Genomic DNA, 22,216 nt, shown 5'->3' with positions numbered 1-22,216 from the left:
CCGACCTGCATGCATGATGATGGCCGAGGCGCCGAGCCGCAACCGTCAGGGCGTTCCCGCAGGCAGTGTGCACAACAGCCGATTCGCAGTTCCGGAGGGCGCATTCTTGACCACGTTCTGCGTTGCGTCCTGCACAATTGCTTCGCTGACCGCATTGGGCGCGGCATCGGGGTGCGCGGACCGGTAGAGGGTCACCGCTCCGGCGGTCACCGCGGCTGCCATCGAGGTGCCGGACAAGGTCCCGACGTCGGCGGTGCCCGCGATCGGCGCGGGGATGTCGACGCCCGGCGCGTACAGGTCGAGGGACGTGCCGAAGTTCGAGAAGGGCGCGACCTGGTCCTGGACGTCAGTCGCGCCCACGGTGAGTGCGTCGGGAACTCGGGCGGGCGAGGTCTGGCTGGCGTCGGTGCTGCCCTCCCCCGCCGGAACCACGATCGGCATCACCGCGGCGACGCCCTTGACCGCGTTGTCGAGCTGCTCGTTCGGCACTCCGCCGATGCCCAGCACCGCGACCGCCGGCTGGTGTGCGTTCTGGGCGACCCAGTTCAGGCCGGCGATGATCGTGTCGGTCGCGCCGCCGCCGGCCTTGTCGAGCACCCGGACCGGAAAGATCTGAGCGCCTTTGGCGACGCCGTAGCTGTGTCCCGCAACGATTCCCGCGACTCGGGTGCCGTGGCCGTTGGTGTCCGACGTGTCGGCACCGGTGGTGAGGAAATCCTTGCCAGGCACGACCCGTCCCTGCAGATCCGGGTGTTTGGCGTCGACACCGCTGTCGATCACGTAGACCGTGACGCCGGAGCCGTCCGAGTCGTAGTGGTACTTCTGATCGAGGCCGGTGCGCTGGTCGATCCGGTCGAGCGCCCAGCTCGGCGGATTGGCCTGAGTCCCGCTCGCCGCCAGCGCGGCCGGTTGCACGCCGCCGACCAGCAGGAATGTCAGTGTTGCCGAAAAAAGGCCACGAGCCGCTCGGTTCCGCATGCCTGCGGTCGTATCCCGGTCGCCACCGAGCGGCAACTCGACGTCACACGATGGGCTGGTCCCCGTCCAGTGTCCGCCCGCCCGGACGCACTAGTAAGCGAACAGCTAGGGGGACGATGAACCGCACCTACCGATGTTTCGCCGCTGCGCGACCAACTGTTGGCCAGCCGACAGGTTTCGCCGGTGGATGGCCAAACGTTGACCGCCCGAAGGTTTCGCCACTAAGTGGCGAGCCGTCGGCCGATCGACAGCTACTTCTGCTTCGCGGCCGGGACGTGCGCGCTCACCGACATCGTCGGCAGATAGACCAGCGCGTCGAAGGCTTGCGCGACGTCGACCTTCGTGAACATGTGCGCGTGCCGCAGGCTCGACGGTCCGGTCAGTCCCTGCGCTCGGTCTTGCCGCAAATCGACCACACACGGATCCGCGCCAGCCAAAGCCGCTTCGACGCTGCCCTCGACCGGTGGCTCCAACTCCTGCTCATAGACCCGGAACCCGAGACGCTCGGTCTCGTCTGGCTCGAGACCGGTGGTCATGCCGGTGCCCGCGGTCAGGCCGAGAGCGAAGTAGTCGTCGCCGAACTCCGCGGCGAGGTGCGTGCCAGCGGAAGGGAACGTCATGGTCGGCAAGGCGGCGAAAGGCACTCGCTGCAGATGTCCGTTGTGGACCATCACCACGATCTTCTCGCCTTCGCCGTACAGCTGGCGAAGCAGCTTCACGGTTGCGGCCATGTACGTGTCGCGAGACGACCCCTGGAGCGACGGTGCTGTTCCCGCCATCATCGCGCTGAGTTCGCGCAGGTACGTGTCGACACGAAGCGCGCCGACCGCGTGATGCTCGGCGATCGCGTACCGGGCCGACTCGCTCCGTTGCCGATAAACTGGCGACAGGGAACGAAGGTGCGCCACGAGAGTCGTCAACGCAGCCGTCGCCGCGTCCCGGTCCGCTGCGGCCGTTGCCGCATAACGGCCAGGCGCGACCGCGCTGCTGACCGCGGAGTATGGCTCGGACGCGGCGATCGCGGCGTCAACCAGCGGAAGCACCTCCGGATCGACTTCCTCCACGAAAGCGCGGACAACCTGCAACGCCGGTTGCGGCGAACCGCTCGAACTGGGCAAGTCGAGGCCGGAGAAACGGACGCCGCCGCGGCTGCGCATCCAGGTCAGCATTTCGTGCACCTCGGCCGAATCGCCGAGGGAGAAGGTGAATCCTTCTCGCCCGACATCGGCGACGGTGCCGGCGCCGCCGCTCAGCCACTGCTGCACCAGGTCGCCCTCGGCGAATCCCGATTCGAACCCGAGCACAGTGAACCCGTGGTCCTCGACGAGCCGGCGGAGCAACCGGGCGCGGAGTTCGCCGAACTCGCGGATGTGGTGGTTGTTCTCGCCGATCGCGACGATGCGCGCGTCGCCGATCAGATCGGTGATCGAGGCGACGTCGCCGTCCAGCGGCGAACGGGTGCTCAGCGGTGTCATACTGGGGGACACTAATGCAACAGGGGTAGCGATTGGCAACCGAGTTACCGGGGTCCAGCCGGCCGGGCGGGCGCACGGAACGCACGCGCGTCGCCGTTTTGCGGGCAACCCTCGATCTGCTGGCGGAGGTCGGGTTCACCGATCTGACGGTCGAGGCCGTCGCCGAACGATCAGGCGTGCACAAGACGACGGTTTATCGGCGATGGGAGTCGTGCGAAGGACTGGTCGCGGCCGCGTTGAGGTTCGGCAGAGACGAACCGTGGGCTCCGGCGGACACCGGTTCGCTTGTTGCCGATTTGCGGCAAATGGCGTTGGACGTGGTGCTCGCGTTGACCTCTCCGGGGCAACGCGAGCTGCCGACGGCCGCGGTGCTGGCGGCATTCCACTCGGAACGGGCGGCCGAGGCGGTGCGCGAGTTCTACCAGGACCGGCACGCCCGGGCGGCGGTGATCGTGGAGCGGGCGGTGGCGCGCGGAGAGGTGCCAGCCGACACCGATCCGGACGAGGTGACGCGAACGGTGTGCGGGCCGGTGTTCTACCGGTTGTTCGTGTCGCGGGAACCGGTGTCGGAGGAGACAGCCGAGGTCGCGGCGGAGGCGGGGGCCGCGGCGGCTCGGGCGGGGGTGCTGGGCAGGCGGTTGCCGGGGAGGGGCGACGGGGGTTGATTCCTGGCTGGGGTGAGGAGGCCTTTTGCCCGGAAACGGCTACGGGTGGAGTGAGGGGGCTACGAGTGGAGCGGGGTTGGTAGGTGGGCTGGTTTGGCAATCGCCGCGAAACGGCTACGGGTAGGGTGGGGGCGCAGAGGGACTGCTTGGCATTCGCCGCCAAACGGCAACGGGCGATGTGGGAGTGCCAGGCGGGTCGGCTCGGCACTCACCGCGAAACGGCGACGGTGGCGCGAGGGCGCAGACGGGCTGCTCGGCATTCGCCGCCAAACGGCAACGGGCGATGCGGGAGTGCCAGGCGGGTCGGCTCGGCGCTCGCTACGGAAAGACGACGCCCGAGCGAAGCTGGCAGACGGGCTGGCTTCGGCATCCGTCGCCAAACGGTGACAGTGGAGAGGAGCTGACCGGGTATTCGCCGCCAAACGGCGACGATGAGAAACCTGGCAAATGAGCTGGCTCTCGCCGCCAATCGGCGAATGCACCGCTGGGGCCGGGTTGAGCAGATAGCCGCCGCTCAGCGGCAACCTGCGGGTCCGCGATCGTTTTGGCGACAATGGCGGGAGCAGGGCTCGGGCCGTCTGCCACCAGCCGACGCAGCGAGCGCCGGTTGACGGCTGCCGACGTGGCAGCAAGTCGGCGACGGCGAGGAGAGTCTGAGCAAAGCCACGAAGCCTAACTCCCCAACGACACCCGGTACCGAACCTCCTCCAAGGTCACCGCCCCGTCGGACATCGTCTCCACCTTGGTCTTTCCATCCATGACCCACCCAGCCCGTTCGTAGAACTTCCGAGCCCGCGTGTTCGTCGACAGCACCCACAGCGTCGCCGTCTCGAACTGAGCCGACAGGCCGCGTACGCACGCCTCGTGCAGCGCTCGGCCCATCCCCTGGCCCCACTCTGACGGCAGGAGGTAGAGCGACGACAGTTCGCCGGTCCGCGGGGTCGCATCGTCGTCTCGGCTGGGACCGAAGACCGCGAAACCGGTGATCGTCTCGGCAGCGCTCGCCGCCAGGACGGTGTGTGGCCGGGAGGTGTCCGCCAGGCTCGAAGCCCAGAACTTTTCCCGCGTTTCGATCGACAGGCCGGACAGGAACTCGTCCGGCAGCAAACCCGCGTAGGCCGCTTGCCAGGAAGCTACGTGGACGGCGGCGATGCCGGACGCGTCCTCCGGGGTCGCGGGGCGGATCACGAGTTCGGGCACCATTCCTCCAGCGGCTGGCGATCATCGGCCGCGGGCAGTTCAGCACAGAAGACAGCGGGCCCGCATGCGGTTTAGCTGAGTGACCACAAAGGACAGTCAGCGGATGCGGAGCCGGGCAAAGTCACCGAAAAACGACCAGTGAGCAGGCGGGCCCAGAACAAGCGAGTGTGTTCGGGCAAGGGTTCCGGGAGTTCAGGCATCACCGCCGCTCCCCGGCGGCACCCCGGTCGCCCAGCCGATAGCCTCGACAGATTGGCGGATCAGGCTCCGCTCGTTCGTCATGCCCGTGCGTACCAGGAAATGGGACAACCGATGACCAACCCGTTGATCGCGCCGGTGAAGGACTCCACGACCGCGATGTCCGGGATTCCTCTGCTGGAGGACGCGACCGGACTCAAGACCGCGATCGAGAGCAAGAACTGGGCGGCCGTCGCGATCGGGGCGGTGGGGACCGCGCTCGACGTGCTCACCGCGGTGATGGATCCGTTCGGCGCGATCTTCGCCGCGGGGGTCGGCTGGTTGATGGAGCATGTCGGGCCGCTGAAGGAGGCGCTCGACGCGCTCACCGGCAAGGCCGACGAGATCAAGTCCCAGGCCGAGACCTGGACGAACGTCGCCAAAGAACTCGAGAGCGTTTCGGCCGAGCTGACCGAGCTGGTCAAGAAGGATCTCCAGGACTGGCAAGGCGAAGCGGCCGACACCTACCGCAAAAAGGCGGAAGACACCTCCGCGCTGATCGCCAGTGCGCAGAAGGGCAGCGAGGGCGCGGCCAGCGGCGTCAAGACCGCGGGCGAGATCGTGGCGGCGGTCCGGTCGCTGGTGCGGGACACTATCGCGGATCTGGTCGGGCACCTGATCTCCTGGGCGTTGCAGGTGCTGTTCACGCTCGGGATCGGGATGGCCTGGGTGGTGCCGCAGGTCGTGTCGGCGGTGGCGAAGACCGCTTCGAAGATCACGCAGGTGACGACGAAGCTGGTCAAGGCGCTCAAGGCGCTGATCCCGCTGCTGAAGAAGGCCGGGACGCTGTTCGGCGACGCGGGCAAGGCGCTGAAGGGGCTCAAGGGCGGCAAATCGGCCCCGACACACACGCCCAAGGACCTCAACGTCAAATCCGAGGGCGGCACCAGGTCCCACCCCGGTGGTGACGACGGCACGCACACCTCCGGCGCGGAAGGCGGCGGCGGGCACCGCGGCGACACCGGGAACACCCACAAGAGCGGCAGCCCGGACGGCGGCGGCAACCACGGCGGCGAGCATCCGGGCGGCGGCCAGGACGGCCACACGTCGACGTCGGCCAGTTCGTCGTCCGACAAGCCCAGGGGCAACAGCGACACCGTCCGCTCGCTGGACAAACAGGGCGAGAATCCGCGCACCCTCGACAACATCTGCACCACTGGCGACCCGATCGACGTCGCGAGCGGCCAGATGGTGCTGACCGAGATCGACGCGACCTTCCTCAGTTCGCTGCCGATGGTCTTCGAGCGCTCGCACTTCTCGTCGTTCCGCGCGGGCGGCTGGCTCGGCTCCGCCTGGGTGTCCACATTGGACGAGCGGGTCGAGGTGTACCGCGACCAGGTGTGGTTCGCCGGTTCGGACGGGATCGTCCAGGTCTTCCCCCGGCCCGTCGGCGACCAGTGGGTCGCGGCAGAGCACGGGCCCGCGCGGTACCTGGCCGAGGAACCCGGCGGCGGATTCGTCCTCGAGGACCGCGAACGCGAGCGGGTCCTGACCTTCGAACGCGGCACCGGCACGGTCCGGCCGATCCGATCGATCAGCAACCGCGGCGAGGAGCACATCCACTTCCAGCGCGACCAGCACGGCACGCCGACCGCGATCCGGCACAGCGGCGGCCAGATCATCCGGATCACCGCGGAAAACGGGCTCGTGACCGGGCTGTCCACCGTAACCGGGGACGGGACCGAGGTGCCCCTGGTCCGCTACGGCTACACGAACGGCGACCTGACCGAGATCACGAACGAATCCGGTCTCCCGTTCCGCTACGCCTACGACACCATGGGCCGGATCGTCGAGTGGACGGACCGCAACGGCGAGTGGTACCGCTTCCACTACGACCGCGAGGGCCGGGTCGTGCGCACCGAAGGCTCCGGCGACTGCCTCACCGTCACCATGGAATACGGCGACCGGGTCACCCACGTCGTCGACTCGCTGGGCCGCCGCAGCGCCTTCCACCTGAACGAAACCGGCAGGGTCGTGCGCGAGGTCGACCCGGCGGGCGCGACGCGCGCCTACGAATGGGACGCACTGGACCGGCTGGTCCGCGAAACCGACGAACTGGGCAGGCAGCGGGCCTACCGCTACGACGAGATGAACAACCTGGTCGCCCTCCAGCGGCCGGACGGCACCGAACTGACCATCGAGCGCAACGACTTCGGCCAGGCGGTCCGCATGGTCGAGGCGCCGGGCGTCGAAACCCGGTGGGAATACGACGATCGCGGCAATCTGACCCGCGTCGTGGAACCGGGCGGCGGGGCCACCGACTACACCTACGACGAGTGGGGACACGTCGCGACGGTCCGCGACCCGAACGGCTTGACGCTGACCGTGGTGTCCGACGACTCCGGCAACCCGATCACGATCACCGGCTCCCACGGCGCGACGACGGCCTACACCTACGACTGCTTCGGCAGGCTCGCCGGCATCGTCGATCCGAACGGCGCGGCCGAGGAATTCGGCTACACCGTCGACGGCGCGCTCGCCTGGCACCGCCGGCCGGACGGATCGCTGGAGGAATGGCGCTACGACGGCGAAGGCAACAACCGCCTGCACGCCGACGCCTCCTCGGCGATCACCCAGCAGGAGGTGACCCACTTCGACCTGGTCTCGGCCGAGATCCGGCCGGACGGCACCCGGCTCGAATACGCCTACGACACCGAACTGCGGCTCACCGCGGTGACCAACGAGCAGGGCCAGGTCTGGCGCTACGAGTACGACCTGGCGGGCAACCTCGCCCGCGAGACCGATTTCGGCGGGGCTTCCTCCGTCTACGGCTACAACGCCGCCGGGGAACTGACCGAAATCCGCAACGAGGAAGGCGAGGTCGTCACCCTGCGCCGCGACGTCCGCGGCAACATCGTCGAAGAGATCGTCGAAGGACCGTCCGGGACTCTGCGCACCCGCTTCGAGTACGACGTCCTCGGCGAACTCATCGCCCTCGACGACGGGACGACCCGCATCGAGTACACCAGGGACGCGGCGAGCCGGATCGTCGGCGAAACGGTCAACGGGCGGACCGTCCGCTCCGAATTCGACGCCTCGGGCAACCAGATCCGGCGGCAGACGCCGTCCGGGGCGGAAAGCGCCTGGGAATACAGCGAAGCCGGCGTCCCGGCCGCGATGCGCGCCGCGGGCCGGACCACCCGGTTCGAGTACGACCGGGCCGGCCGCGAAACCCTCCGCACGTTCGGCCAGGGCGCGGCGATCGCCCGCAGCTGGAACCCGGGGGGACGGCTCGCCAGGCAGGCGGTGCGGTCGGCGACCGGCGAACTGGGCCAGGACCGGCAGTACCACTACCGGCCCGACGGCCTGCCCGCCCGGATCGACGACGGGTCGGCCGGATCGCGCTGGCTCGCCATGGACGTCCGCGGCCGGGTGATCTCGGTGCGCGCCAAGGGCTGGAACGAGCAGTACGCCTACGACCCGACCGGACGGCTCGTCGACGCCGACTGGCCGGCTCCCGAAGAAGAGGACCGGCGCGGCAGGCGGTCCGGACCCGCGTCGGTGATCACCGAGGCGGGCGGCGCCCGCTACACCTACGACCAGGCCGGCCGGATGCGCACCCGCCAGCACGAGGACGGGCGGACCTGGACCTACACCTGGGGTCCGCTGAACCGGCTCGTCGCGGTCGAGGTCCCGGACGGCACGACGTGGCGCTACACCTACGACCCGCTGGGCCGCCGGATCGGCAAGGAACACTTCGCCGCGGACGGAACGACGTCGCTCGAACGCGTCGACTTCGCGTGGGACGGCGAAACCCTGGCCGAGGCGACCCGTTCCGGCCCCGGCGCCGCCGAAACCACGGTCTGGGACTACGAACCGGGCACCTTCGTGCCGCTGCTGCAGCGCCGGCGCACCGGTTCCGCGGACCGCGCCAGCCAGGACCGGATCGACGAGCAGTTCTTCGCCATCGTCGCCGAACCGTCCGGCACGCCGACCGAACTGATCGACGATCGCGGCGAAATCGCCTGGCAGGCCCGCAGCAGCCTGTTCGGCGTCGTGGTCGACGAGTCCGGCGGCGAGGGGACGCCGCTCCGATTCCAGGGCCAGTACTTCGACGAGGAAACCGGGCTGCACTACAACTTCCACCGGTACTACGACCCGGTGCTCGCCCGGTACCTCAGCCCGGACCCGCTCGGTCTCGGCGGCGGACTGGACCCGCACGCCTACGTCAGCAACCCGCACGTCTCGGTCGACCCGCTCGGCCTCGTCGGGGGCTCCTGCAACACCCCCCGAGGCTCCGGAAGCGGGCAGGGCTCCGGCGGCTCCCAGCGCGGCCGGGGCCGCACCCGCTCGCCCAGCCCCGGCCCGAACGGGGAACGGCGGATGCGTTCCCCCGGCGGCCGGGTCTACCAGGAGGGACCGCCCACGATCGCGGCCGGGGCGCGCAGGCGCGAGCACTACGGCTACAAGAACCTGTCGCACCAGCACTCCAAGATGCGGCCGCTGTTCGAGCGGAACGCGGTTTCGCCGCCGCCGAAGTTCCGCAAGCGCGGTGACGACACGAAGTGGTACATGGACCCGAAGCGGCGCTACCAGACGCACGACTACCTGGGCAATCCCACCGGGATCGTCCGGGGTCACAGCAATGTCGTGATGGGCCACAACCCGTCGGCCGGAACCCATTTCAACCGGACGGGCATCCACCAGACGCCCGACCAGAACTTCGCGCACAACTCCGACGTCAGGATCTTCAAGCACCTCGAGCCGAAGAAAGCGTCCGCCGCGAGCGGATCCCAGGAACCCAGATTCGACGCCCCGAACCCGAAGCGCGGCAATCGCGTCTACTGGGACCCGAACCATCCCGGCTACGTCGGCAACCCGGACGCCGACTGGAAGCTGGCGCCTCCGAAGCCGAGCAGGCCCTCCGGCGGACACGGCGGCGGCTACGGCGGCGGCTCCAGCAGCCACGGCGGCGGATACAGCGGCAGCTACGGCAGCGGCGGATACAGCAGCCACGGCGGCAGCTACGGCGGTGGCTCCAGCGGTGGATACAGCAGCCACGGCGGCGGATACAGCGGCGGCAGCGGTGGGTACAGCGGCGGCGGCAGCTACGGTGGTGGTTCCAGCAGCCACGGCGGTGGATATAGCGGTGGCGGCTACGGCGGCGGCTCCAGCAGCCACGGCGGCGGATACAGCGGCAGCTACAGCGGCGGTGGCTACAGCGGAAGCTACAGCGGCGGTGGCTACAGCAGCCACGGCGGCGGCTACAGCGGCGGCGGCAGCTACGGTGGTGGTTCCAGCAGCCACGGCGGTGGATATAGCGGTGGCGGCTACGGCGGCGGCTCCAGCAGCCATGGCGGCGGATACAGCGGAAGCTACGGCAGCGGTGGATACAGCGGCGGCTACGGCGGTGGACGCAGCGGCAGCGGCAGGAACCACGGCTACGACTCCGACGACGACATCTACGACGCCTGACGCCTGACGCCGCAAGGACCCCAGCAGCAACTAAGCGAAAAGGCGTGGCCCGGAAACCACCCGGGCCACGCCTCCCGCCAAGGCCAACTCCCCCCAGCCGACCGCCGCGCCGCTCAGCTCTTCTCGAGGTACTCCGCGCGCTCCATGTCCACCACGTCGGCCACCATCTGCTTCAACCCGCCGGACGAGGCCAGCGACGGATCCCGTTCCACGATCTCCTGCGCCTGCGCCCGCGCCGCAGTGATCACGTCCTCGTCGCGCAGCAACGACAACAGCTTCAGCCCGGACCGCTTGCCCGACTGAGCCGCCCCGAGGATGTCGCCCTCCCTGCGCAGTTCCAAGTCCAATCGGGACAGTTCGAAACCGTCCGTGGTGGACTCGACGGCGGCCAGCCGTTCGCGCGTGGAAGTCCCGTCCAGGGTTTCCGTCACCAGCAAGCACAATCCGGGCACGCTCCCCCGTCCGACGCGGCCGCGCAGCTGGTGCAGCTGGCTCACGCCGAAGCGGTCGGCGTCGAGGATGACCATCGCCGTCGCGTTGGGGACGTTCACGCCGACCTCGACCACGGTCGTCGCGACCAGCACCTCGACCTTCCCCGCGCCGAACGCCTGCATGACGGCGTCCTTCTCGTCAGTCGGCATCCGGCCGTGCAGGGCGGCGATCTTCAAGCCCTTCAACGCACCGTTGGCGAGATCCGGCGCGACGTCCAGCACCGCGAGCGGCGGCCGTTTGTCGCTCTTGTCCGACGGCGGTTCGTCGCCGATTCGCGGGCACACGACGTACGCCTGGTGTCCCTTGCCGACTTCCTCGCTGACCCGCTGCCACACCCGGTCGAACCACGCGGGCTTCTCCGCGACCGGCACGACAGTCGTCTTGATCGGTGAGCGTCCGACCGGCATTTCGCGCAGCGCCGAGATTTCCAGGTCGCCGTAGACCGTCATGGCGACCGTGCGCGGAATCGGCGTCGCCGTCATGACCAGCACGTGCGGGCTCGTCGAATCGGCACCGCGGGAGCGCAACGCATCCCGCTGCTCCACGCCGAACCGGTGCTGTTCGTCCACGACCACGAGCCCGAGGTCGGCGAACTGCACGGTGTCCTGGATCAGCGCGTGCGTGCCGACGACGATGCCCGCCTCGCCGCTTACCGTCTCCAGCAACGCTTTCTTGCGTTCCTTCGCGCCCATCGACCCGGTGAGCAGCGTGATCCGGGTGGCGTTCTCGGCCGCGCCGAGCTCGCCCGCCATGCCGATGTCGCCGAGCATTTCGCGCAGCGAGCGCGCGTGCTGCGCGGCCAAAACCTCGGTGGGCGCGAGCATCGCCGCCTGCCGTCCGGAGTCGACGGCCTGCAGCATCGCCCGCAGCGCGACCACCGTCTTGCCGGAACCGACCTCGCCCTGCAGCAACCGGTTCATCGGGTGCTCGGTCGACATGTCGGCGGCGATCTCGTCGCCGATCGCGCGCTGGCCCGCGGTGAGGTCGAACGGCAGGCGCTTGTCGAACGCGTCGAGGAGGCCGCCGTCGATGTGCGGGCTCGCCTTCGCCGGACGAGACACCGCGGAATGCCGTCGCTGCGCGAAAATCAGCTGCACGGCCATCGCTTCGTCCCACTTGAGCCGGTGCCGCGACGACTCCAGGTGCGCCCAGTCCTCCGGGCGGTGGATGCCGCGCAACGCCCGCTCGAGGCCGGGCAGCCCGTGCCGCTTGAGCAGTTCGTCGGGCATCGGGTCCTCGCCGACCTCCAGCACGTCCAGCACTTGCCGCACGCATTTGGCGATCGACCAGGTCGGCATGCCTTGCGCCGCCGGGTAGACCGGGATGATCTCGGCGAGGAAGTTGTCGACCGCCTCGGCCTCGCGTTCGGCGTCGAGCAGTTCGTACTCCGGGTTGGCCAGCTGCAGCGTGTCCCGGAACGCGGTGACCTTGCCCGCGAACAGCCCGGTCTTGCCGGGGGCCAGGTCCTTCTCGCGCCACGCCTGGTTGAAGAACGCGCACGCGAGCCGTCGCTTGCCGTCGGTGATCACCATGTCGAGGATGGTGCCGTTGCGGGATTTCATCCGGCGCTTGCTGATCTTCTCGATCCGCGCCAGCACGGTCGCGTGCTCGCCGAGCTCCAGCCCGGCGATGTCGGTCAGCTCGCCGCGTTCGGCGTAGCGGCGCGGATAGTGGCGCAGCAGATCGGAAACCGTCTCGATGTCGAGCGAACTCGAGAGCGCTTTCGCCGTTTTCGCGCCCAGCAGCAGCGGGAGCTTGTCGCGAAGCCCGGCCATGATTATTCGACCCCCATCAGCAGCACAGCGTCGCTTTGACCGCCGGCGTAACTCGTCAACTCCACCTCGGGGTGCTCCAGCCGCAGTTGCTCGGCGAGTTCCGCGGCCACCCTCGGCGGGGCGTCCGCCCCGCTCAGGACGGTGACCAGCTCGCCGCCGAGCGCCAGCATCCGGTTGAGCACGCTGACCGCGGCCGCGACGAGATTCGTCGCCGACGCCGGGGCGGGTTCGATCAGCACCACCTCGTCGTCGACCAGACCGATCACGTCGCCGGACTGGGCCCGGCCCACCCAGGTTAGCGACTCCTCGCGGGCGATCCGCAGCTCGCCACGCCTGGTCGCGGCCGCCGCCTCGGCCATCGCGACGACGTCGTCGTTGACCCGGCGCTCGCCGTCGTGCACCGCGAGCGCGGCCAGCACCTGCACCGGCGACGCGCACGGGATCACCACGACGTCGCGCTCGCCCGCCATCGGATGCCCGGCGGCGGCGTCGGCGGCCGCGGTGAGGTCGGGCCCGCCCGGCAGCACGCTCAGGTGCTGCCCGGCCGCCTCGTTGAACAGCCCGATCATGTCCTCGACGCTGGGAAGCTCGCCGTCGGCGACCGCCAGCACGGCGACGCCCTCGGCCCGCATCAGCTCTGCGAGCCCGCCGCCGCGCACCACCGCGACCACGGACCGGTCGATGCCGCCTCCCGGTTCGATCGGCGTCGGTGTGAGCAGCGGTTCGACCCGGATCTTCCGCGGCCTGCCCAGCTGCAGCCCGGCTTCGATGGCCGCGCCGATGTCCGCGCAGTGGACGTGCACCGCGTGGCTGCCCGAGCCGTCGCCGGCCACGGTCACGCTGTCGCCGAACCCGCTCAGTTCCTTCCGCAACGCCGGCAGCCGGGCCTCGTCGACCTCGTCCAGCAAGTACATGACCTCCCACGCGTACGGCGCCCGCTCCGGCAGCGAAGCGACGGCCCGCAGGTCGTGCCCGGGTTCTTCGGTTTCGCCGGTGATCACGCCGGCCAGCGCGTCGAGCACCGCGACCAGCCCGCGGCCCCCCGCGTCGACGACTCCGGCCTTGGCCAGCGCGGGCAACTGCTTGGGCGTCTCCTCCAGCGCCGCCGCGGCCACGGTGACGACCTCGCGCGCGACCTCGGGCAACGTCCGCGACGTCCCCCGGACGGCGGCGGCCACAGCGTGCAGGACGGTCAGCATCGTCCCGGCGACCGGCCTGCTGACCGCGCCCGTGGCGGCCTGGTCCGCGTGCCCGAGCGCGGCGGCGAGACCAGCGCCGTCGAGATCCCCGCCGGTGGAAGCCCAGTCGGCCATCCCGCGCACGACCTGGGACAGGATCACGCCCGAGTTGCCCCGCGCGTGCGCGACCGCCCCGCGCGCCAGGACCGCCAGCGCCTCAGCGGCATCGGCCGGTTCCGCGCTGGTGAGCGCCTCGTGCGCGCCGGTCATCGTGTACAGCAGGTTGGAGCCGGTATCGGAGTCCGCGACCGGGTAGACGTTGATGCCGTCGATGGCCGTGCGCAGCCTGTCCAAGCTGCGCACAGAGGCCGCCGCCCAGCCCGACACTGCCGCCGCGTCCAGCACCCGCACCCCGTAACCTCCTAGCCGGTCCCCGCGAGGGTAACGACCCCGCGGCGAGGCCCCCGAGACCAGTCGTTACTATGGTCGAGTTGCCTGGCAAGTTCAGGCGCGCATTCTTTGTCCCATATCCAGAGGAGTTCGACGTGGCTGCCGTGTGCGACGTCTGTGGCAAGGGACCCGGCTTCGGCAAGTCGGTCTCGCACTCCCACCGGCGTACCAACCGCCGGTGGAACCCGAACATCCAGGTTGTGCACGCGAAGGTCGGCGTGTCCCAGCGCAAGCGCCTGAACGCCTGCACCTCGTGCATCAAGGCTGGCAAGGTCGTCCGCGGCTGAGTTCAGCGGCTTTCGGAAAGGGGCGAGTGCTTCGGCACCCGCCCCTTTTTCGTCACCGCAGGAAGTCCGTCAGGACCTTCCGCAGAGACTCCGGCGCGTTCAGCACCCCGTGATCCTGCCCCGGCACCTCTTCGAACCGGCCATGCACGACAGCACCGGCGACGGCCTTCGCGGAGGACCGCATCCACGCCTCCCCCTCGCCGCCCGCGAGCGACAGCACCGGCACCGTGATCGCCGCCAGCCGGTCCGTCGGCAGGCGGTTGCCGCGGCCGCAGACGGTCAGGTCGTAGGGCAGCGTGTGCGCCAGGCCGACGAACCAGCCCCACACCGGCGCGGCCTTCATCGACTCGACGATCTCCGCCGGGGTCCCGGCGCCCTCGACCAGGAACAGCTCGACCGCACCGTCCCGGTCGCCGTCGGCGAGGCGGGCGCTGACCCGGTCGACCAGGTCCTCGGCGGGACGCGGGCGGTCGTCGCCGATGAACGGCGGTTCGTACACCGCCACCTTCGTGACCGGCAGGCCGCGCGCCGCCGCTTCCAGGGCCAGGATCGCGCCGGACGAGTGGCCGAACAGCGCGGCCGATCCGCCGACGGCCTCGATCAGCACCTCGAGGTCGTCGATCTCGCGCTCGACCGCGTAGACCGGCGCGTCGCCGCTGTCGCCGCGGCCTCTCCGGTCGTAAGCGATCGCGGTGAATCCCGCGTCGGCCAGCACGGCGGCCAGTGCGGCGACGGTCGTCCGGTCGTTCACCGCGCCGCCGACCAGCAGCACCGGCGAACCCGAGCCGTAGGTGTCGAAGGCGATCGGGGTGCCGTCGGCGGACGTGACGGTGGCGGTCATGGCGTTCCTCCAGGGTTTCAGTCGTTGCTTACCCTGGTGGTCGGCGCCGATCGCCGGAACTGGACACGCCGCGTCAGGGAAGTTTCCAGTCGAGCGGTTCCGCGCCCTGCTGGACCAGAAGCTGGTTCGCCCGGCTGAACGGACGCGACCCGAAGAAGCCGTTGCGCGCCGAGAGCGGGCTCGGGTGCGCCGATTCGATGCACGGCACGTCGCCGAGCATCGGCCGCAGGTTCCGCGCGTTGCGGCCCCACAGGATCGCCACCAGCGGTCCGCCGCGCGCGGCGAGCGCCTTGATCGCTTGCTCGGTGACCTGCTCCCAGCCCTTGCCCTGGTGCGAGTTGGATTTGTGCGGCTGCACGGTGAGCGACCGGTTCAGCAGCAGCACGCCCTGCTCCGCCCACGGGGTCAGGTCGCCGTTGGCGGGCGTCGGGTGGCCGAGGTCCTCGCAGTACTCCTGGTAGATGTTGATCAGGCTCTTCGGGATCGGCCGCACGTCCGGGGCCACCGAGAAGCTCAGCCCGACCGCGTGCCCGGGCGTCGGGTACGGGTCCTGGCCGACGATCAGCACGCGAACGTCGTCGAACGGCTGCTTGAACGCGCGCAGCACGTGCTCGCCCGCGGGAAGATAGGTGCGGCCCGCGGCGATCTCGGCGCGGAGGAACTCCCCCATCGCGGCTACCTGCGGGGCCACTGGTTCAAGGGCCTTCGCCCAGCCGGCTTCGACGATTTCGTCCAGCGGTCGTCCAGTCACGGCCCGCGAGCCTAGCGGCACATGCCCGGGGTCACTGTGGCGGGTCCAGCCTGCGCAACTCGACCCGGAACCGGGCCCCGCGCCGGACATAGGAATCCACCACCGCAGCGATCTGGTCTTCCGAAAACGACTTGTTCGGCCGCGTTTTCGCCGGAACTCCCAGCGCGATCTCGCCGGTGCCGACCGTCGACTCGTACGACAGCACCGCGCCCGCGCCGACCATGCCGCCGTCCTCGATCACGCTTCCGTTCAGCACCACCGAACCCGACGCGATCAGGCAGCCGGTGCCGATCCTCGCGCCCTCGATGTGCACCGCGTGCCCGACCGCCGACGACGGGCCCACGATCGTCGGATGCCGCGCGGTGCAGTGGATGACGCAGCCGTCCTGCACGTTCGAGCGTTCGCCGATCTCGATGTACCCGTGGTCGCCGCGCAGCACCGTCTGCGGCCAGACCGACGCGCGCGGTCCGATCCGGACGTCGCCGATCACCGTGGCGTCGGGATGGACGTAGGCGTCCGGGTGGATGGTCGGGACCAGGTCGCCGAGCGCGTAGATGGCCAATGCCGCCTCCGGGTCGTGGGTGCCAGTCAGTCGCGGACGAGATCCCTGCCGTAGTACCGGCTTTCCGGCATGTCCTCGTAGTAGCCGAAAGCGGGGATCTCGACGTAACCCGACGAACGGTAGAGGGCGATCGCCTCCGGCTGTTCGGTGCCCGTCTCCAGCACGACGCGGCGGCGTCCGGCGGCGATCGCGGTGCGTTCCAGTTCGGCGAGCATCGCGCGGGCGAACCCGCGGCCCCGCGCGGATTCGACCACGTACATCCGTTTCAGCTCGACGTCGCCGGGCCGGAACGTCGGCGCGGGACCGTCGTGCGCGCGCCACGCGCCGGACGCCACCGGGACGTTGTCCAGGTACCCGACCAGAAACAGGCCCCGCGGCGGTGCGAACTGCGCGGGGTCCATCGGGGTCTCGTCCTCGGAGCCGTAACGGCGCACGTACTCCAGCTGCACCTCGGCCATCAGCTTGACGGCGTCGGGATGGTCGAAGGCGACGGCACGGATGTCCACGCGATCAGCCTAATGAAGGATCACTGCTGCCAGTGCTCCCAGCCGCCTTGCTGGTCGTACTCCTTGCCGTCCACAGTGACCCCGGAGCCGGGCATGGTGACCACGCCGATCTTGCGCCAGCCCTCGGGCAGGTCGTCGAACGGCGGGAACGTCGCGACCAGCGCGTGGTCCTCGCCGCCGGTCAGCACCCACTGCAGCGGGTCCGCGCCCAGCGCGCTGCCGACCTCCTTGAGCCGCGTCGACACCTCCAGCGACGCGGTCTGCACGTCGAGCCCGACCTCGGACGCCGCGGCCAGGTGCGCGAGATCGGCGAGCAGGCCGTCGGAGATGTCCATCATCGCGGTCGCGCCGGCGAGCGCGGCCTGCGGACCGGCCGCATACGGCGGTTCCGGGCAGCGCTGCGCGTTCACCACGCCGACCGGCGACCGGAATCCGCGGCGCAGCACCGCGAGCCCGGCCGCGGCCCAGCCGAGCCGTCCGCACACCGCGAGCACGTCGCCGGGGCGCGCGCCGGAGCGGGTCACCGGTTCGCGGTCCTCGAGATCGCCCAATGCGGTGACGCTGATCACGAGCTGGTCCGCGCTCACGAGATCGCCGCCGGACACCCCGATGCCCGCCGTCTTCGCCTCGGCCCACATGCCGTCCATGATCTCGGTCACGACCCGCGCCGGGGTGTCGGCCGGGCACGCCAGCCCGACGACCACCGACGTCGGTTTCGCTCCCATCGCCGCGATGTCGGACAGATTCACCGCGACCGCCTTGCGGCCCGCCTGTTCCGGGCTCGACCAGTCGAGCCGGAAGTGCACGCCGTGCACCAGCACGTCGGTCGTCACGACCACGCGGCCGTCCGGCGCGGCGACGACCGCCGCGTCGTCGCCGGGGCCCAGCAATGTCGACGCGGGCTGCGCGCGTCCTTCGGTGACCCGCCGGATCAGGCCGAATTCGCCCGTCCCGGCCACCGAGTGCTCGTCCGGTGACACCGGTCACCTCCTGTTTCCCTCGCCTGTGTCGGATCGGCCACCGACTATCGGATCCCCTAGGTTTTTCCCAGGGCTGGCGCTACGTTGCCTACACCGTTCCTACCTCGACTCGATCGCCACCGACGAAAGGGCACGCCGTGGTCCACGCATACATCCTCATCCAGACCGAGGTCGGCAAGGCGGCCGCGGTGGCTGCGGAGATCGCCGGGGTCCCGGGCGTGACCAGCTCCGAGGACGTCACCGGCCCGTACGACGTGATCGTGCGCGCCGCCGCGGACACAGTGGACCAGCTCGGCCAGCTCGTCGTCGCCCGCGTGCAGAACGTGGAAGGGATCACGCGCACGCTGACCTGCCCGGTCGTCCATCTCTGAGCCGTGGTCCACTGAGGCGGTGGCAGACACCGACACCGGGGCCCCGCCGAAGGTCGTCCTCGTCACCGCGTCGTTGCTCGTGGCCGCGCTGGCGGTCGCGGTCGCGGTCGTCGCGCTGACGAAGAGCTCCTCCGGACAGCCCGGCCCGAACCAGCCGCTCGCGCTCGTTTCCGTTCCCGCGCCGCAGGCCGGGTCGCCGGACTGCGCGAAGCTGATCGCCGGGATCCCGGCCACGCTCACGTCGAACGGCAAGGAACTGTCGCCGCGCACGCTCGCCGAACCCGCGCCGAAGGCCACCGTCGCGTGGGGCGAACCCGATCCGGTCGTGCTGCGCTGCGGCCTCGAACGCCCGCCGGACCTCACCCAGACCTCGCCGCTGCGCGTGGTCAACAAGGTGCAGTGGCTGCAGATCGAGCAGGGCGATTCCGCCACCTGGTACGCCGTCGACCGGCCGGTCTACCTGGCGCTGACCGTCCCGGCGAGCGCGGGAACGGGTCCGCTGCAGGCCATTTCGGACGCGATCGCGGCGAAGCTGCCGGTCAAGCCGTTGAAGTTCTAGCCGCGATCGTCTCCAGCGATTCGCCGGTGGTGCGCGGCCCGAGCACCGCCACGTCGATCATCAGCAGCACCATCGCACCCGCGACCACGGCGAACATCGTCGTCGCGCCCGCCGAGTGCAGGATCGGCAGCAGCACGAACGGCATCGCGGCCGTCGCCAGCCGGGACAGCGCGTAGGCCGAGCCGGCCGCGGTGCCGCGCAGCGACGTCGGGAACAGTTCGCCCTGGTAGGTGTGGAAGGCGTTGGAGAAGACGTTGCTGACCGCGGTGTAGCAGAACCCGAACACCGCGATCAGCACACCGGACGTGGCGTAGCCGAACGCCAGCCCGAACACCGCCATCGCCGCCGCGCTCGCGACGATCAGCCACTTGCGTTCCAGCCGTTCGATGATCGGGATGGACAGCGCGGAGCCGATCGGATAGCCGAGGAAGGTGAGCGCGGCGAAGGTCAGCGAGCTGACGAGGCCGAAACCCTTGGCCGCCAGCACAATCGGCACCAGCGAGCCGAAACCGTAGTAGCCGAACGACTGCAGCAGCTGGAACACGTACAGCATCGCTGTGCGGCGGAACCATGGCGGCCGCAGCAACGCCGAGGCACTCACCGGTTCGGGCGCGGGCGGTTCCGGCTCCGGTTCGGGCAACGGCTGCGGCGCGCTCGCCTCGAGCTTGCGCACGACCTCGTCCGCTTCGCCGATTCTGCCTTGTGCGGCAAGCCAACGCGGCGATTCCGGCAGCGTGAACCGCAACGCCCACACGACCGCCGCGCCCAACGCGCCGATCACGAACAGCCAGCGCCAGCCGTCGATGCCGAGCGGTGCGTGGCCGACGAGCGCGCGGGCGAGGAATCCGGCGGCCGGGACACCGCAGAAGCCGATCGTGTAAGCCCAGGCTGTCGCGCGGCCGCGAGCGCGGGCGGGCAGCAGGTCGGCGAGATAAGCGTCGGCGACCGGCAGTTCCGCGCCGATGCCGATCCCGGCGATGAAACGGCAGATCACCAGCATCCACACGTCGGTGCTGAACGCGCCGAGCAGCGTGAACACCGAGTACAGGCCGAGGGTGAGCAGGAACGCGCGCCGCCGGCCGAAGCGGTCGGCCAGCCTGCCGAGGAACACCGCGCCCACGAAGGCGCCGACGAACGCCGACGCCAGGACGTACTTCAGCGTCGTCGGGGTGACGCCGAACTCCTTGGTGAGGACGGTGCTGATGGTCGCGGCGAGGAACAGGTCGTAGAGGTCGAAGAAGGTGGCGATGCCGACCACTGCCACGAAGTACCGGTGCCGCCGGGTGACCGGGAGCCGGTCGAGCCGGGATGCGATCTGCACGCGCTGGTTCCCTTTCCCTCCCGGGCCAGGGGTCCGGGTTCGATCGTCAGCGCAGGCCGGTGCCCCGGGCGAGCGCGGTGTCGATCAGCGTCGACAACAACGTCGGATAGTCCACCCCGGTCACCTCCCACATCTTCGGGTAGGCGGACTTCGTGGTGAAGCCGGGCATCGTGTTGACCTCATTGATCACCAGGTCGCCCTCCTCGGTCACGAAGAAGTCGACGCGGGCCAGCCCCTGGCAGTCGAGCGCGCGGAACGCCTCGACGGCCATCGCGCGCAGCCGGTCGGTGAGCGCGTCGTCCAGTTTGGCCGGGATGTCCAGCTCGGCGTCCTCGCCGAGGTACTTGGTTTCGAAGTCGTACCAGGCGTCCTCGCCCTCGGCGAGCACCCGGATCTCGGCCGGGAGCGACGCCTCGACGCGGCCGTCCGGGAACTCCAGCACGCCGCATTCGACCTCGCGCCCGCGCACCGCGGCCTCGACGAGCACCTTCGGGTCGGTGCGCCGGGCCAGCTCGATCGCGGCGTCCAGGCCGGCCCAGTCCGCGACGCGGGAGATGCCGACCGACGAACCGGCGCGCGAGGGCTTCACGAACACCGGCAGGCCAAGGCGTTCCCGGTCCGGTTCGGCCAAAGTGGACTGTCCGCGGCGCAGCGCGGCGTAGGTGCCGACCGGCAGCCCTTCCGCGGCGAGCAGCTTCTTCGCGTATTCCTTGTCCATCGCCGCCGCGCTGGCGAGCACGCCGGGGCCGACGTAGGGAATGTCGGCGAGTTCGAGCAGGCCCTGGATGGTGCCGTCCTCGCCGAAGGCGCCGTGCAGCACCGGGAAAACGACGTCGACGGTGCCGAGCACCTCGGTGGCCTGGCCCGGGTCGACGGTGCGCAGTTCACGGCTGGTCGGGTCACCGGCGAGCACGAGCGCGCGGCCGGACTCGACCGTCGGCAGCTCGCGGCCCTGGATGCTGAGCTGCTTCGGGTCGCCGGTGCCGAGCACCCAGCCGCCGCTCGGCGTGACGCCGACCGGGAGCACCTCGAAGCGATCCGGATCCAGGTTCGAGATCACACTGCCCGCGGACAGGCACGAGATGGTGTGCTCGCTGCTGCGGCCACCGAACACGACCGCGACCCGGATCTTTTCAGCGCTCATAGCCGGTCACCGTACCGGGTGAGCCTCGCCGTCAGCGCGCGCCGGGGGTGTCTGCGCTGGTCGAGCCGCTGGTCGGCGAGTCCGGCGGGCCGAGGCCAGTGCTAACCACACCGTCCCGCACACCACCAGGAACGTCATCGCGGCCAGCACGAGGACGGTGAAGTTCGGCAGCGTCTGGAACGCCACGTCCAACGGCAACCAGCCGCCGTAGCTGAGCCGACGAACACCGCCGCCGCTGCCACCAGATGTCCGACCAGCGGGCGCACTGCCGCCCGGCGGAAACCCTTGTCGCGCAGGAGGTCCGGCAGCTTCCGAGCGCGGCGGAGCTGTCGGTGGGTCGCCAAGACCATCGCGACCAGGGCCAGGAGGGCGACGCCGTCGATGACGCCGTGGGTCAGCAGGAAGCCGTTGCCGACTTCCGGGGCCGGTGTGCCCGCGAGCATCGCGAGGGTGCGGGTCAGATCACCGTCGTGCCGGACCACCGGCTGGCCGTGGAGAGTGCCGGTTCCCCAGCCGAATCCGTAGTGGTCGATGCCGTCGATCGCGTGGTCTTCGCCGGTCGGGACCGCCGTGCTGTGCATCAACCGCAGACTGTCGGCGGACAGCGGGCGGATGCCACGGTAGCCGCCGGTCATCTGGAAGGTCAGGTAGTGGCTGAGGTCCTCGGCGGTGGAAACCAGGTAGCTGTCAGGCCGGGCGCCGGGGAAATCCGGCGTTTCCATCGGCACGTTCAGCCCGAACAGCGCCGACGAGCCCTCGATCAGGCCCTCGCGGCGGGCGTCGGCGAGTGCGCGGACCCCGTGCTCCAGCGTGGTTTCCGGCTCGTAGAGGTCGACGGTGCGCTTCGCATCACGGCCAGTGCGGTGAACGATTTGCTCAGCGAGCCAAGGAGAAACGGCGACTGCGGCGTCACGTCGGAGCCGACCGCGCCGGTCGTCACAGTGCCGCTCCGAACTGATTGGCAAAAGCCTCGCGGAGCAGCGGATCCGGCACCATGAAGCTGACCAGCGGACCGAAGGTGAGGCTGGC

The 22,216-nt window shown here is 70.1% G+C and carries 18 protein-coding genes; 5 read left to right on the top strand and 13 right to left on the bottom strand.

Annotated features, from left to right (window positions below; genetic code table 11):
• Positions 1 to 45: 45 nt before the first annotated feature.
• Both ACZ7SW_RS13615 and ACZ7SW_RS13610 read right to left on the bottom strand, forming a co-directional pair.
• Positions 46 to 978 carry a S8 family peptidase gene (locus tag ACZ7SW_RS13615; RefSeq protein ID WP_470230704.1) on the bottom strand — a complete coding sequence of 311 codons (933 nt, stop codon included), beginning with the start codon at positions 976 to 978 and terminating at the stop codon, positions 46 to 48.
• A gap of 251 nt (positions 979 to 1,229) precedes the next feature.
• Positions 1,230 to 2,453, bottom strand: coding sequence for an erythromycin esterase family protein (locus tag ACZ7SW_RS13610; protein ID WP_470230703.1), 1,224 nt, complete (start codon positions 2,451 to 2,453; stop codon positions 1,230 to 1,232).
• A gap of 32 nt (positions 2,454 to 2,485) precedes the next feature.
• Here ACZ7SW_RS13610 and ACZ7SW_RS13605 point away from each other — a divergent pair, with 32 nt between their 5' ends.
• Positions 2,486 to 3,118 carry a TetR/AcrR family transcriptional regulator gene (locus ACZ7SW_RS13605; RefSeq protein ID WP_470230702.1) on the top strand — a complete coding sequence of 211 codons (633 nt, stop codon included), beginning with the start codon at positions 2,486 to 2,488 and terminating at the stop codon, positions 3,116 to 3,118.
• Positions 3,119 to 3,790: 672 nt separating this feature from the next.
• Here the strand turns inward: ACZ7SW_RS13605 and ACZ7SW_RS13600 are convergent.
• Positions 3,791 to 4,318: a GNAT family N-acetyltransferase gene (locus ACZ7SW_RS13600; protein ID WP_470230701.1), complete on the bottom strand. Its 528-nt coding sequence runs from the start codon at positions 4,316 to 4,318 to the stop codon at positions 3,791 to 3,793.
• 312 nt (positions 4,319 to 4,630) lie between these two features.
• Between ACZ7SW_RS13600 and ACZ7SW_RS13595 the strand changes: the two genes are divergently transcribed.
• A complete protein-coding gene (locus ACZ7SW_RS13595; RefSeq protein WP_470230700.1) occupies positions 4,631 to 9,970 on the top strand; it encodes an RHS repeat-associated core domain-containing protein in 5,340 nt (1,779 codons plus the stop codon).
• A 113-nt stretch (positions 9,971 to 10,083) separates the two neighbouring features.
• Here ACZ7SW_RS13595 and recG read toward each other — a convergent pair whose 3' ends face one another.
• Together recG and ACZ7SW_RS13585 are read right to left on the bottom strand one after the other, a co-directional pair.
• Positions 10,084 to 12,237, bottom strand: a complete 2,154-nt coding sequence (gene recG, locus ACZ7SW_RS13590; protein ID WP_470230699.1) for an ATP-dependent DNA helicase RecG — start codon at positions 12,235 to 12,237, stop codon at positions 10,084 to 10,086.
• 2 nt (positions 12,238 to 12,239) lie between these two features.
• Positions 12,240 to 13,826, bottom strand: coding sequence for a DAK2 domain-containing protein (locus ACZ7SW_RS13585; protein WP_470230698.1), 1,587 nt, complete (start codon positions 13,824 to 13,826; stop codon positions 12,240 to 12,242).
• Between the two features lie 134 nt (positions 13,827 to 13,960).
• Here ACZ7SW_RS13585 and rpmB point away from each other — a divergent pair, with 134 nt between their 5' ends.
• Complete coding sequence (gene rpmB / locus ACZ7SW_RS13580; protein ID WP_009074135.1) at positions 13,961 to 14,152, top strand: 50S ribosomal protein L28; 192 nt, start codon at positions 13,961 to 13,963, stop codon at positions 14,150 to 14,152.
• Between the two features lie 52 nt (positions 14,153 to 14,204).
• Here the strand turns inward: rpmB and ACZ7SW_RS13575 are convergent, their stop codons facing one another.
• The 5 genes from ACZ7SW_RS13575 to ACZ7SW_RS13555 all read right to left on the bottom strand — a co-directional run bounded on the left by ACZ7SW_RS13575 (position 14,205) and on the right by ACZ7SW_RS13555 (position 17,792).
• Positions 14,205 to 14,993, bottom strand: coding sequence for an alpha/beta fold hydrolase (locus ACZ7SW_RS13575; RefSeq protein ID WP_470230697.1), 789 nt, complete (start codon positions 14,991 to 14,993; stop codon positions 14,205 to 14,207).
• A 73-nt stretch (positions 14,994 to 15,066) separates the two neighbouring features.
• Positions 15,067 to 15,744, bottom strand: a complete 678-nt coding sequence (locus tag ACZ7SW_RS13570) for a uracil-DNA glycosylase (RefSeq protein WP_470230696.1) — start codon at positions 15,742 to 15,744, stop codon at positions 15,067 to 15,069.
• Positions 15,745 to 15,775: 31 nt separating this feature from the next.
• A complete protein-coding gene (locus ACZ7SW_RS13565) occupies positions 15,776 to 16,306 on the bottom strand; it encodes a gamma carbonic anhydrase family protein (RefSeq protein ID WP_470230695.1) in 531 nt (176 codons plus the stop codon).
• A gap of 26 nt (positions 16,307 to 16,332) precedes the next feature.
• Positions 16,333 to 16,812, bottom strand: coding sequence for a GNAT family N-acetyltransferase (locus ACZ7SW_RS13560; protein ID WP_470230694.1), 480 nt, complete (start codon positions 16,810 to 16,812; stop codon positions 16,333 to 16,335).
• Between the two features lie 20 nt (positions 16,813 to 16,832).
• Entirely contained in the window at positions 16,833 to 17,792 is a 960-nt protein-coding gene (locus tag ACZ7SW_RS13555; RefSeq protein WP_470230693.1) for a thiamine-phosphate kinase, read from the bottom strand.
• A gap of 137 nt (positions 17,793 to 17,929) precedes the next feature.
• Here ACZ7SW_RS13555 and ACZ7SW_RS13550 point away from each other — a divergent pair, with 137 nt between their 5' ends.
• Together ACZ7SW_RS13550 and ACZ7SW_RS13545 are read left to right on the top strand one after the other, a co-directional pair.
• Entirely contained in the window at positions 17,930 to 18,163 is a 234-nt protein-coding gene (locus ACZ7SW_RS13550) for an Lrp/AsnC ligand binding domain-containing protein (RefSeq protein WP_009074118.1), read from the top strand.
• Positions 18,164 to 18,182: 19 nt separating this feature from the next.
• Entirely contained in the window at positions 18,183 to 18,722 is a 540-nt protein-coding gene (locus ACZ7SW_RS13545) for a DUF3515 domain-containing protein (RefSeq protein WP_470230692.1), read from the top strand.
• Here the strand turns inward: ACZ7SW_RS13545 and ACZ7SW_RS13540 are convergent.
• The 3 genes from ACZ7SW_RS13540 to ACZ7SW_RS13530 all read right to left on the bottom strand — a co-directional run bounded on the left by ACZ7SW_RS13540 (position 18,703) and on the right by ACZ7SW_RS13530 (position 22,152).
• Positions 18,703 to 20,043, bottom strand: coding sequence for an MFS transporter (locus tag ACZ7SW_RS13540; protein ID WP_470230691.1), 1,341 nt, complete (start codon positions 20,041 to 20,043; stop codon positions 18,703 to 18,705). The genes ACZ7SW_RS13545 and ACZ7SW_RS13540 overlap by 20 nt on opposite strands.
• A gap of 46 nt (positions 20,044 to 20,089) precedes the next feature.
• A complete protein-coding gene (locus tag ACZ7SW_RS13535; protein WP_470230690.1) occupies positions 20,090 to 21,187 on the bottom strand; it encodes a D-alanine--D-alanine ligase family protein in 1,098 nt (365 codons plus the stop codon).
• Positions 21,188 to 21,321: 134 nt separating this feature from the next.
• Entirely contained in the window at positions 21,322 to 22,152 is an 831-nt protein-coding gene (locus tag ACZ7SW_RS13530; RefSeq protein WP_470230689.1) for a hypothetical protein, read from the bottom strand.
• Positions 22,153 to 22,216 lie beyond the last annotated feature (64 nt).

The sequence above is a fragment of the Amycolatopsis sp. NPDC114484 genome (assembly GCF_055633755.1).
This window is presented reverse-complemented; position numbering and strand designations above follow the sequence as displayed.

Bases quoted from the DNA above. Each gene is read 5' to 3' on its own strand.
- recG (WP_470230699.1), bottom strand. From the start codon at position 12,237: ATGGCCGGGCTTCGCGACAAGCTCCCGCTGCTGCTGGGCGCGAAAACG.
- ACZ7SW_RS13595 (WP_470230700.1), top strand. From the start codon at position 4,631: ATGACCAACCCGTTGATCGCGCCGGTGAAGGACTCCACGACCGCGATG.
- ACZ7SW_RS13535 (WP_470230690.1), bottom strand. From the start codon at position 21,187: ATGAGCGCTGAAAAGATCCGGGTCGCGGTCGTGTTCGGTGGCCGCAGC.
- ACZ7SW_RS13610 (WP_470230703.1), bottom strand. From the start codon at position 2,453: ATGACACCGCTGAGCACCCGTTCGCCGCTGGACGGCGACGTCGCCTCG.
- ACZ7SW_RS13615 (WP_470230704.1), bottom strand. From the start codon at position 978: ATGCGGAACCGAGCGGCTCGTGGCCTTTTTTCGGCAACACTGACATTC.
- ACZ7SW_RS13575 (WP_470230697.1), bottom strand. From the start codon at position 14,993: ATGACCGCCACCGTCACGTCCGCCGACGGCACCCCGATCGCCTTCGAC.